Annotated in this window: 9 protein-coding genes and 1 pseudogene; 2 read left to right on the forward strand and 8 right to left on the reverse strand. The window is 52.2% G+C overall.

Annotation, left to right across the window (positions count from 1 at the left end):
• Positions 1 to 106 precede the first annotated feature (106 nt).
• From DP091_RS25060 to DP091_RS25100, 8 genes and pseudogenes are all read right to left on the reverse strand, one after another.
• Positions 107 to 1,956 (reverse strand): annotated as a pseudogene (locus tag DP091_RS25060) (SLC13 family permease).
• A 377-nt stretch (positions 1,957 to 2,333) separates the two neighbouring features.
• Entirely contained in the window at positions 2,334 to 3,596 is a 1,263-nt protein-coding gene (locus DP091_RS25065; RefSeq protein WP_113060810.1) for an SGNH/GDSL hydrolase family protein, read from the reverse strand.
• Between the two features lie 348 nt (positions 3,597 to 3,944).
• Positions 3,945 to 4,211 (reverse strand): hypothetical protein, encoded by a 267-nt coding sequence (locus DP091_RS25075; RefSeq protein ID WP_113060812.1) that lies wholly within the window; start codon positions 4,209 to 4,211, stop codon positions 3,945 to 3,947.
• 64 nt (positions 4,212 to 4,275) lie between these two features.
• Complete coding sequence (locus tag DP091_RS25080; protein ID WP_373456951.1) at positions 4,276 to 5,139, reverse strand: inositol monophosphatase family protein; 864 nt, start codon at positions 5,137 to 5,139, stop codon at positions 4,276 to 4,278.
• A 263-nt stretch (positions 5,140 to 5,402) separates the two neighbouring features.
• Positions 5,403 to 6,404, reverse strand: a complete 1,002-nt coding sequence (uvsE, locus tag DP091_RS25085; protein WP_113060814.1) for a UV DNA damage repair endonuclease UvsE — start codon at positions 6,402 to 6,404, stop codon at positions 5,403 to 5,405.
• Positions 6,401 to 6,718: a hypothetical protein gene (locus tag DP091_RS25090; RefSeq protein ID WP_006208215.1), complete on the reverse strand. Its 318-nt coding sequence runs from the start codon at positions 6,716 to 6,718 to the stop codon at positions 6,401 to 6,403. The genes uvsE and DP091_RS25090 overlap by 4 nt, the downstream gene beginning before the upstream one ends.
• A 98-nt stretch (positions 6,719 to 6,816) precedes the next feature.
• Positions 6,817 to 7,911 (reverse strand): D-alanine--D-alanine ligase, encoded by a 1,095-nt coding sequence (locus DP091_RS25095; RefSeq protein ID WP_113060815.1) that lies wholly within the window; start codon positions 7,909 to 7,911, stop codon positions 6,817 to 6,819.
• Between the two features lie 45 nt (positions 7,912 to 7,956).
• Positions 7,957 to 8,979 (reverse strand): amidase domain-containing protein, encoded by a 1,023-nt coding sequence (locus tag DP091_RS25100; protein WP_113060816.1) that lies wholly within the window; start codon positions 8,977 to 8,979, stop codon positions 7,957 to 7,959.
• A gap of 316 nt (positions 8,980 to 9,295) precedes the next feature.
• On the opposite strand from DP091_RS25100, the gene acnA reads away from it, so the two are divergent.
• A complete protein-coding gene (acnA, locus tag DP091_RS25105) occupies positions 9,296 to 12,013 on the forward strand; it encodes an aconitate hydratase AcnA (RefSeq protein ID WP_071220873.1) in 2,718 nt (905 codons plus the stop codon).
• Positions 12,014 to 12,196: 183 nt separating this feature from the next.
• The gene (locus DP091_RS31480) at positions 12,197 to 12,352 is read left to right on the forward strand and encodes a hypothetical protein (protein ID WP_181469917.1); all 156 of its coding nucleotides are present in this window, start codon (positions 12,197 to 12,199) and stop codon (positions 12,350 to 12,352) included.
• Positions 12,353 to 12,508: the final 156 nt, after the last annotated feature.

Genomic DNA, 12,508 nt, shown 5'->3' on the forward strand with positions numbered 1-12,508 from the left:
ACTGATCGGACAAGTTTTCACGATATTTTACCCCCAAAATGGAATAACACCCGCATGCGCAATCCTCATCGGATGGAACATGCGGGTGTTATGTGCCGGTTCTCCTTTAGAACGGAAAGAACAACGGCAGTACCGCCATCATGACCAGGCCGATCACCAGTTGAAGTGGCAATCCGACCTTCACGTAATGGCTGAATTTATAACGGCCCGCCGACATAACGAGGGCGTTCGGCGGCGTGGAGAACGGTGACGCAAAGCACATACTCGCTCCGATGGAGACGGCGAACAGAAACGGATACGGACTGGCTCCCATCTGGATCGCAGCCGATAACGCAATTGGCGCGAATAATACGGCGCAAGCCGTATTGCTGATAAACAGGGTCAGCAGCGAAGTGGTGAAATACACCCCTGCCAGCAGGGCAAGTGATCCATAGCTGCCCAGCGAATGGACCAGCATATCCGAGATCAGCGTGGCGGCTCCCGTTTTCTCGATGGCAATGGACATCGGAATCATGCCGCCAATGAGCACGATGCTCTCCCAGTTGACCGTCTTATAGGCTTCTTCCATATTGCGCACACAACCAAATACGACCATCAGAACCGCCGCTACCATGACGGAAGCCACAGCCGGAATCCATTCGGTCACCAGCAGGATCACCATCAAGAGCATAATCCCGGCCGCAATCGGCGCTTTGTGGTCCATCGTCACCTTTCGCGATTCCTCTGCTGGTTGTCCGACCACGACAACATCTGATTGCTCAGCAGCCAGCAAAGCGATGTCCTTCCAAGTGCCCTGAACCAGGAGCGCATCGCCAAGGCGCATTTTCTCTTCCTTTAAATGATGCAGCAAATACTGTTCTTTTCGCTGAATCCCCAATATGTTCACCCGATATTTCTCGCGGAAACCCGAGTGCTTGACGAGTCGGCCAATCAGGCGCGAGGACGGAGTCAGCATCACTTCGGCAATGCCGACATCGCTCGTTGCGTATTGTGACTCTTCGGCATGCTTTCGAAGTTCAAGCACGCCCTGATCCAACATGACCAGCCCGTACGTCTCCGCAAACTCCGAAGCCCGCTCGAACGGGCCGTTCACATACAGAATATCGTCTTCCTCAATCACGGTCTCGGGACCGGCAATTTCCTGATTGATCGTCTTGAAGAATTGATTCTTGGCCGACAATTTGCGGCGGATTTCAATGACGTTCACTTCGAACTTCGCCGAAATATCCAGCTCCCGTAATGTCTTGGAGCGTATGGAGGAATCGGCTCCAACCTGAATCCGATACAGGTTCTGGGTCAGCCGATACTGTTTAGCCAGTTCTCGAAGCGAGCGCCCGCGCCGCTTGCCTGCTCCCCCTTCCTCGTTGCTGGGAAGAAAACGACGAAGAAACAATATCGCGATAATCCCCGTTGCCAAACAAACAAGACCGATCGGCAGAAATGCAAAAAACGACAGCCGCTCATATCCTGCATTGATCAACGTCTCCTGAATCACGAGGTTCGGGGGCGTACCGATTAATGTGAGCATGCCCCCCAGGCTGCTAGCAAAAGCAAGGGGCATCAGCAGCCGCCCCGGATGAATCTCGGCGCTGAATGCCAGACTGACCACGATGGGAAGCATCACCGCTACCGTGCCGGTATTGCTGACAAATCCGCCAATGAGCGACGTTACCAGCATGATCATAATCAAGAGCCGGGTCTCGCTTCCGCCGCCAAGCTTCAGGAGCTTACCGCTGGCCATCTAAAAATCCCCCCGCCCACAACAAACAAACCGATCATCATGATGACAACCGAATTGGAAAAGCCCGAAAGGGCTTCAGCCGGACTTAAAATGTCCGTTAACATAAGTACCATCAACACGCCGATCGCGACCAAATCCGACCGCACTTTTCCCGACATGAACAATGCGGATGCCACGGCCAAAACAGACAACGTAACGATCATCGGCCCATTCATTCCTTGTTCCCCCTATCATGCCATATCTATGTTTCTTCCAAGATTCGACATTCGGCAACCCTTTCCCTACCGCTTTCACGCATTTGCACTTTCCAGATGTCAGGAAAGGGGTTCAAAATCTGATCTGATGTCAAACATCCATGAAAGGAAATGATGTCGTATTGTACCATCTGCCCTGGAGGAACTTATGTTACAAACATCACACCACCGGCTTTGTAAGACATCTCTAAACTATATCCTAAGCCATGTTTCTCTATCGTGCCGTCAGTAATTAGGGAAGATCAACTGAAATCTCCTCTCATTGGCCATCACCACAATCGGTAATGACAAAAAAAGCTGCATCGACTCCTTCCAGCCGATGCAGCTTGCTTATGGGATTACAAATTAATGAATGCGGTACGCAATTTGGTGCTGTATTGAACGTCAAAACCAAGACCGGATGCAATCACCGCGAGCGGGACGTAGGTTTTATCTTCTTTTCCTACTTTTTGCAGGAAAGCCGGCGTATCGATCGGTACATCCGCTCCGTTAACTTGAACGGTTTTGGCACCGATCTTCACTACCACCGTCTGATCTCCAAACGTGATCGTTGCACTGGACGTTTTATTTTCCCATGTGGTCGTCGCCCCCACTGCATCTACGATATCCTGTATCGCTACGTAATTCAGGTTATCGCGAAGGATCGGCTTATACGGAGTGTTCAGCTCCTGCCCCTTCACGATGATGCGCATCGGCTGCCCTTGTTCTTGAACAACGGGATTTTTGTAGCTGCCCCAGATCGTCTCCGCGAACACACTGGCCATCGTCTCATATCCATATTGGTTCGGATGAATATCGTCTTTGAGAATATGGGTCATCGTCAGTTCGGAGCCCACGAACTTCTTCGCCACATGGGCTACCTTAATATTCACGCCCTGAGTGGCAAAACTGTCAGCTACGCCTTCCACCAGCTTCGTAAATTCTCCGGATGCTGCAAGCAGTTTAGCGTATGCGACCTCGTCAGCGACTTTGGGCACCGGATTATACTGGTCCGCCAGCACGATTGCGGCATCCGGATTGATGGCGTGCAAGTTGGTAATGACGGATGAGACATTATCGGTATAAATCTTGAACAGTTCCTGCATCTTTGTTTTCAGCTGTTCATCGCTTAATGTTTCCACGGTACTGACCAGACTCATCATGTCATTGCCGCCGATCGTAATGGTAATCAGATCCGCACCCGCGATAATCGGCTTGGCTTTCGCTGCGTCAGCGCCCATCTGCTTCGTGCGCGGATCGATGCCGCTTAGCCCCGGCTGCAGCTCTTCCGCCGTAATTGCGCGTTCATCCAAGACGGCCTTGACGTAATGGTTCAGCCCATCGGTTTTCAGGCCGCCGATCCCCAGATTCGTTATCTCGGTCCGGCCGTGGAACAAACCTTGCTCATACAGCCGGTCAACAAAACCGTATGGCTTGCTGTTCAGATCCATTCCCGGCTCATACCCGACGGTCAACGAATCCCCCAGTGCTACAATATGATATGTATCCTTGGCTGTAACCTCATCGGCATAAGCCGGCGCAACGCCCGGTCCAACCAGTGCCACCGCGAGCGTCAAGGTGCCGGTTACTGCCGCCAGCCCCTTCTTCCATTGTTTGAACATACCTTCACTCCCTCAACGTCAATATCTAAGTACAGCCTTATTTTACCACCAGCAACCTGTGAATGGTACTGAACTCAACCCGGACGATAAGGTTTCATGAAAAGATAAGCGAATAAATAGCCAAGAGATGCAGCTCCAAACCAAGCAAATATCCCAGGCGTGGCTGCCAGATACAGGCTTGGCAATATCGACCATCCAAAAGCAACCAGCAACTTGAGCCAGCCTAGAACAGTGTTATCTTGGCCAGCCATCATAAAAAAATGGACAGCACGCTCTATGCTGTCCATTCCTGGTTCGGGTCTTTAACAAATAGGGATGTCCCGCTTCGTCAACATCCCTAAAGCGCTATCAAGCTTCTTCACCTGAATCCTCAGGCTTATCCTTCTTAACCGCCTTATCCATGTACTTGTCATAGCGATCATCCAATTCCTTCGCCATGCTGCGGTACTTCTGCGTCTCTTCCACAATGGGATCGAGCTGCGTCTGAATTCGGATCTCGTATTTCGGAGAGAGAAGCCTGCGCTCCTCCTTCTCCCGATCCTTCTTCTGCATTTCACCGTCCGTTAACATCTCGCTGAGCTGGCGCTCCAAATCCTGATCCGACTTCTCATTCATCGTAAGCACACTCCTTTATCAAGCGGTTGTAAGTGACCTGCATTTCTCTATCGTCCCTGGCCGTTTAGCGAACAACAGCTTCACCGGCGTCTTTTAGTGTATCCAGAAAACGCTGATGAATCAGCCCGTTGGTTGCCGCCAAATGACGAACTGACAGATCATATGGCTTTCCTTCCGTATCGGTTACTTTACCGCCGGATTCCTGAACCAATAATGCGCCTGCAGCAACATCCCAAGCGCTCAAGCCGTGCTCCCAGTATCCGCTGAGCCGGCCGGCAGCCACATAAGCAAGATGAAGCGCAGCGGAGCCGCCGGCTCTTACATTGCGGACCATCGGCAGCAGCGCCTGCAGCTCCGCCATATTCAGCGGCAGGTTGACCGTGCTATCCAGCGGAAAGCCCGTGGCCAGCAAGCTGTCCGACAATTGATCTTCCTTTGAAACGTAGGTAGGGTTGCCGTGAACGTAGGCCCCTTTTCCTTTTTCCGCAACAAACAACTCGTCCCGGGAAGGGTCGTAAATAACGCCGACAATGACTTCTCCATGATGAGCCAGTGCAATCGACACGGAGTAAAACGGAAATCCATGGACATAGTTCGTCGTTCCGTCCACAGGGTCAATAATCCAGAGATACTCTTCGTCCTTGGCGTCCTCGAGTGCCTTATTGTAGGCATCGCTACCCGGGGCAACCCCTTCTTCTCCGAGGATCGCATGATCCGGAAAGTGCGTCAAGATCAGCTTGCGGATCATCTGCTCCGCGCCTTTGTCCACCTCGGTCACGATATCCTGTGCCGAAGACTTGGTGCTCAACTGCTTGACGGTACCGAGTTTGCTCTTAATCCACTCTCCCGCTTTGGCGGCGCAATTAATCGCTACGGCGGTGTGGCTCTTACTGCTGACAACATAAGGAATCTTTTCATTCTCGTTCAAAGCATTCACTCTACTTTCTATATAAATCTAGTGATTTTTGACAATCCCTACATCCTATTCAGTCATGGCGGTAATCGAAAGGGCAACCACGCGAAAATTCCGCCTATTTCAATAAAAGTCCGTCCTATGCTGTGCACCTGAATGCTTGGCGAGAACGAACTTTTTTATCCGATGTCATGTGTTAAGGGGAATCTCTGTTTGGATACTTCCAACGTAACCCAAAATCCATCAACTTGCAAGTGTTAACCATCTCATCTTTCGGGTTAAGGTTTCACTTGGATGGAAGCACCGTCGAGAATGGTTACGCCCTCTGCCGTATAATCTCCCAAATCCTTCATCAGATCAAACAAGGCGCCGTCCTTCATCTTCGCTTCTATCATGACGTCCACCTTCGGCGTAGCCCCCGCAATATTCCGTAAAAACGCCAGCAATGGCACGACATCCACCCCGTCCGCATGGCTGCGGATATCGGTAGGGCTCTTGGGACTGGATACGTGAATCTTGGGCGGGAGCGGCTTCGCCCGGTCCGAATCGGCCTGCGCAAGCGGCGTCTCCCAGGTGCGAAGGATATCCGGCCACAACTCCCAGGGAGCCTCGCCGTCGTTATTGACCCACTGGTGATGAATGTCCAGGACCATCGGCAGCCCGGTCTGCTTGCATACGGCCAATGTTTCCTGGGCGGTAAAGGTTTTATCGTCATTTTCAAGGGTCAGCCGTTCCTTGATGTGCGGCGCAAGCTCATGAAAATGTTCAACGAATCGCGCCGCTGCCGAAGGCTTGTCCCCATAAGCTCCCCCGATGTGGATGTTGTTCTTCATCGAAGCAGGCAGCTCCATCGCCTGCAGCATATGGACGTGCGACTCCAGATCACGGATCGAATTGGCCAGCACTTCGGGACGCGGCGTGCTCAGCACCGTGAAATGATCCGGATGAAAGGAGACCCGCATCCCGTGCTTTTTCACGAATTCCCCAATGGTCTGAAAGCCTTCCCGCAAAGCCGGGAACGGATTCCAATCCTGCATATCATTATGCGTGGCCAGCGGAATCAGCTTGGACGAGAAGCGGTACACCTTGATATCGTGAGCCGCATTATGCTTCAGAAGCCGAAGAGTATTATGTAGATTCTCATTCGCGATCCGCTCCAGTTTGTGTAAGCCGGCCTCACGGTCATTCAGCTTCATAAAACTCTTCATGGTCATCGTCTTGGAAGGAGAAGCATTCTGCACGACCGTGGACATGGCCACATAACCGAAACGGACAATCATGCATGATCTCCAAAGAACATTTCGTGAGCCAGCGCTGTTTGTACGCGGGCTTCCTCATCCGTCAATTTGCGGATCAGCTGCAGTTCGACCGAAGTGACCTCGCGGCCCTGGAAGTTTATCTCCGATACGCATGCAGTGATCAGGACGATGGCCACCGCCTGATTATCCGGCGTATAAGCAATAACCTTCTGGCCTGTCGGAAATACCCGAAGCCCGTCCTTCAGCATTTTACCGCGGCCGTATTCCAGCAGCTCATAGAGCTCCTGCTCACTCTTAAACTTACAAACGGAATTGAACTCGGTTTGAAATCCCATAATACGTATCTTCCTTTCATCCCATAATATTAGACTCAAGGGGAGCCGTATTAAATAGCGCGGACTCCCCCTTGTGTTTCATATCCTATTGTGACGGCTTACGCCTGATTCTCATAAATCAGGGATTGCTTGCGGTTGTACCGCTCAAGACCCAGCTCGATCATCCGGTCAAGCAGCTCGCGGTAGGACACGCCCGTTTCCCGCCACAAGAGCGGGTACATGCTGAACGGCGTAAAGCCAGGCATCGTGTTCACTTCATTGATCAGAATCGCGCCGTCCGAACGACGGACAAAGAAGTCGGCCCGAGTAATGCCGCCGCCTTCAATCGCTTTGAATGCGGTAATGGCGAGGTCGCGCAGACGATCTGCCGTATCCGGCCCGATTTCGGCCGGAATTTGCATCTGTGATTGTCCATCCGTATATTTGGCCGCATAGTCGTAGTATTCACTGGAAGAGACAATTTCACCCGGAACGGATGCCATCGGCTCATCATTGCCGAGCACGCTGACCTCCACTTCGCGCGCATCCACGAACTCTTCTACGATGATCTTGTCATCGAACCGAAGCGCGGATTCAATCGCCGCCTTAAGCTGCTCCCGGTTCTTAGCCTTGGATATCCCGACGCTTGAACCCAGGTTAGCCGGCTTGACGAAGCTCGGGTAACCGAGTTTGTCCTCGATATCCTTCAGCACCTCATGCTGGCTCCGCTCCCACTGGGTACGATTGAAATAACAGTACTCGCATTGCGGCAATCCCGCTTGGGCGAAGAGCTTCTTCATGACGACTTTATCCATCCCCGCTGCCGACGCAAGCACGCCGGTTCCCACATAAGGAATGTCCGCCATTTCGAACAGTCCCTGAATCGTTCCGTCCTCACCGAACGTCCCGTGAAGCAGCGGGAACATAATATCCACCGCCTGAGTCTCTTGGCCATACAATCTGCTGAACACGGTGTTCAGCGCGGTTTGCGTGCCTTCCCCTTCAGCCAGCTTCAATTCCTCCAGCTGGGCAAAAGGAGCCGACAGCTTGCTGCCGATTCTCCAGCTGCCCTGCTTGGAAATATAAAACGGAACAATCTCATATTTATCAAAATCAAAAGCGTTCATGACCGCAAATGCCGTGGATAGCGACACCTCATGCTCGCCGGATTTCCCCCCGTATACTAAACCTACCGTCAATTTATCCTGTCCCATGTTAACCTCTCTCTTGTCCGTATTGCAGCACGACATGCTGTCATCTTAAAAATAATCGGGGATATGGTAAAACCGGTATTCGGTGTTATCATTCCAAGCATAGGAATCCCGGTAGTCCCAATAGCGATGGCGGCTGGACACCGTATGTGCATTAACGAGCGGCATACCGCCCGCGTCAAACGCCGTCACGATGGTGCTGTGCTGAAACGCGCCGTCACCATCCCAGTCGTATACGATGACATCCCCCAGCATCAGCTGCTCGGGACGCTCCACCCGCTCGGCCCGCAGCCCCGAGGTACTGGCGTTCAAATAATGCGCAAAGCTGTTCGATACCGCCCAGCTGTAGCTCCACCATTCCCGTTGGTTTACGTACCCCTTGTACCACCATCCCGTTTCTCTTTTACCAGTATAGTGGATTGGGGCTTTGCCTGCAAAGAGGCACTGGGAGATATAATTTGTGCAATCCACGTCAAATTCCTCAAACTCCGGATTCCCGGAATCCCACCAACGGTCGGCATATGCGGCTGCGGCTTCACGCTCGTAACGGCCGGACCGCGGACTGCTGCCGGCGGCATATACGCGTCCGTTCATAAAGGGAGTGGACGGCTCTCTACCAGCCACATCCGCGCCTGCTGCCGGAACATCGGCTCTTTGCAGGGGATGGCGTTCATCCTGCAGACGTTCGATGCCTACGATCAACCAGGCATCCCCGTCCCGGATCAGCGTCAGCCGCTCTTTAAACACCGTATCTTCGCGGTGCGTCATCCCTCTTTTATCATAATAAAATACGCTGTGAAGCCGCACGTCCGCGACCACATCCTCCTCCGTCTCCCTCAGAATGCGCAGGAGACGGGCACGAGTCTCGCTCTTAAGCGGCGTTGCCTCCCGCTGCGCATACCACGACTGCAGCCGAAACTGCCTTTCTCCTCTCTCTACCAGGAAATTCAGATCCGCTACAATCTGCTCTTTCAGGCCTGAAGAATAGTCCACGCGATTTTGGTTATATTGATTGACGTAAATATATAGAGCTTGCTTCCAAGGCTTCTCTGCTTGCTTCAGACTGTTCATCTACTCTCCTCCTCTAACCTTGCCTTTCACGCTGTTCCCTATCACAACTATATGAAGAAAATGTTCGGGCTATGTACTTCAGTCGAGAGAATACAGAAACACCGGGATCACAGCGGCTGTATTCGGGTATAAAACAGGCTTGTTTTCACCTTTTTGAAATACGTTTCTTCTATAAAAAATGCTTTACGCAGCGAGTTGAAAACGGTATACTTAAAGTAGTTAATTTATGAAATTAGGTTTCACCTAGTGAAACGAAAGAGGATTTATCTCAAACTGTCTTTATTCGATTTATGAAATGACTTAAGGAGGTTCATCAATGCCAGCAAAGGATCAATTCTCCATCTCCCGCAACCTGGAGGTGGGCGGTAAAAGTTACCGTTATTTCAGCCTGCAGGCTCTCGAAGAGCAAGGATACGGCAGTGTATCCAAGCTTCCTTTCTCCATTCGGGTGCTGCTGGAAGCAGCCGTGCGTCAGTTCGACGGACGCGCAATTACCGAAGATCATGTAAAACTCTTGTCCAAGTGGAATGAAGGACGCGACAACAATAAGGAGATTCCGTTCATTCCTGCCCGTATCGTATTGCAGGACTTCACCGGTGTTCCGGTTGTCGTAGACCTTGCAGCTATGCGTGACACCGTTAAAAAATCCGGCGGCGACCCTAAACAGATCAACCCTCTCGTTCCGGTTGACCTCGTTATCGACCACTCCGTCATGGTTGACGCTTTTGGTACCGATCAAGCTCTGGAAACGAATATGAAGCTTGAATTTGAGCGTAACGAAGAGCGTTACCGCTTCCTCCGCTGGGCTCAAACGGCATTCAACAACTTCCGCGCAGTTCCTCCGGGAACGGGGATCGTTCACCAGGTTAACCTGGAATACCTTGCTTCCGTAGCGGCTACGAAGACGGTTGACGGCGAAACGCTCGTCTTCCCTGATTCCCTCGTAGGTACGGACTCCCATACAACCATGATCAACGGTCTTGGCGTTGTGGGCTGGGGCGTAGGCGGTATCGAGGCGGAAGCCGGCATGCTCGGCCAACCGCTGTATTTTGTAACGCCTGAAGTTATCGGCTTCAAGCTGACGGGCAGCCTGGCGGAAGGTGCAACCGCGACCGACCTTGCCCTCACGGTAACCGAGCTTCTCCGCAAGAAAGGCGTTGTAGGCAAATTCGTAGAATTCTACGGCCCTGGCCTTGCGAACATCAGCCTGGCTGACCGCGCAACGGTAGCCAACATGGCTCCGGAATACGGCGCTACCATCGGCTTCTTCCCGGTTGACAGCGAAACCTTGGCTTATCTCCGTAATACGGGCCGTACCGATGAGCAGGTTGAGCTCGTGGAGAGCTACTATAAAGCGCAAAACATGTTCCGTACGGCAGATACGCCGGACCCTGAGTTCTCCGATGTGATTGAATTGGATCTCGCTTCGGTTGTACCGAGCTTGGCTGGACCGAAGCGTCCGCAAGACCGTATCGAGCTTACCAACATGAAACAAAACTTTAACGATATCATCCGTACGCCAATCGACAAAGGCGGATACGGCCTCAGCGATGAGAAAATTGCGGAAACCGTTAAAGTCAATCATAAAGACGGCTCCACCAGTGAAATGGGAACGGGTGCGGTTGTTATCGCAGCCATCACCAGCTGTACGAACACGTCCAACCCAAGTGTTATGCTCGGCGCAGGTCTCCTGGCGAAGAAAGCCGTTGAACGCGGCCTGACGAAGCCTGGCTATGTGAAGAGCAGCTTGACCCCAGGTTCCCTTGTCGTAACCGACTACCTCGAGAAGTCCGGTCTCTTGCACTACCTTGAAGCTCTCGGCTTCTATGTTGCAGGCTATGGATGCGCAACTTGTATCGGTAACTCCGGTCCATTGCCGGATGAAGTGAGCGAAGCGATTGCCGACAACGACATGACGGTAGCCGCCGTATTGTCGGGTAACCGTAATTTTGAAGGCCGCGTGCATGCTCAAGTCAAAGCCAACTACCTGGCTTCGCCGCCATTGGTTGTTGCTTACGCTCTGGCAGGCACAGTGAACATCGACCTGCAGAACGAACCGATCGGCTACGATCCGAACAATGAGCCTGTCTATCTGAAAGACATCTGGCCAACGAGTGCGGAAATCCGTGAAGCGATCGGTCAAGCCGTTAGCCCTGACGCTTTCCGTGAGAAATACGAGAATGTGTTTACCGCCAATGAGCGTTGGAACAAGATTCCTGTTCCTGAAGGCGAGCTGTACGAGTGGGACGATCAATCCACTTACATCCAGAACCCGCCATTCTTTGAAGGCCTGGGCAACGGCCTGAACGACATCCAGGACATCAAGGAAGCACGCGTGCTGGCTCTCTTGGGCGATTCCGTTACAACGGACCATATCTCCCCAGCGGGTAACATTGCAGTGAACAGCCCGGCCGGTAAATACTTGAGCGACCGCAACGTGGAACGCAAAGACTTCAACTCCTACGGCTCCCGCCGTGGTAACCACGAAGTCATGATGCGCGGTACCTTCGCTAACATCCGGATCCGTAACCAGGTAGCTCCAGGTACGGAAGGCGGCGTTACGACTTACCTGCCAACGGAAGAAGTAATGTCCATCTATGATGCTTCGATGAATTATCAAGCAGGCGGACAGAACCTCGTCGTTATCGCCGGTAAAGAATACGGTACAGGAAGCTCCCGTGACTGGGCGGCAAAAGGTACGTATCTCCTCGGCGTCAAAGCCGTGCTGGCTGAAAGCTTCGAGCGTATTCACCGCTCCAACCTTGTGGGCATGGGCGTTCTTCCGCTCCAGTTCCAGGAAGGTCACGGCTGGAAGAGCCTTGGTCTGAACGGCCGCGAAACATTCGATATTCTGGGCCTCAGCAACGATGTGAAGCCTGGCCAGGAATTGACCGTTGTCGTTACGCGTGAAGACGGAACCCAATTCGAGTTCCAAGCTATCGCCCGCCTCGACAGCATGGTGGACGTGGACTACTACCACAATGGAGGTATCCTCCAAACGGTACTGCGTCAAATGATCGCATCGAACCAATAAGACACACCCTATAGGCGCTTTAGCCTTAGGAACAAATCCCCATCACCCGCTTATGGATGATGGGGATTTTGTTATTTTCCGGTACTTCTTTCCTGAATATTGAATTTTCCGTTTCGGGCGATGCCAAGAAGGTTAATTGGTAAACAACATTTTCGGAAATCCATGCCCAGGAGGAAAGTACCTATGATCAAAATACATACGTTATCTTCGTTCCAATATCAATACCAACGGCCGCAGCCGGTGGCAGCGCCTAAGAAGGGCGGAACGATGGATAAAGCCCTCACCTTTCAAGAGATCCTTAATCAGAAAATGAAGGAAAAGAACACGAAGCTGACTTAAGCTGGCCTTGCCTGATACAGAGCGAAGCCGTCACGGCAAAAGGACCGTTCCTACGATCACCAAGATCAAGGGCACGGTCTTTTTTCTCGTTTTCAAACGGGCATCCCCGCATAAAAAATGACCGGGCAGCTGTATCACATGGAGCCGCCCGGTCAT

It is taken from the genome of Paenibacillus sp. MDMC362, from assembly GCF_003269305.1.
GTDB lineage: Bacteria > Bacillota > Bacilli > Paenibacillales > Paenibacillaceae > Paenibacillus_AQ.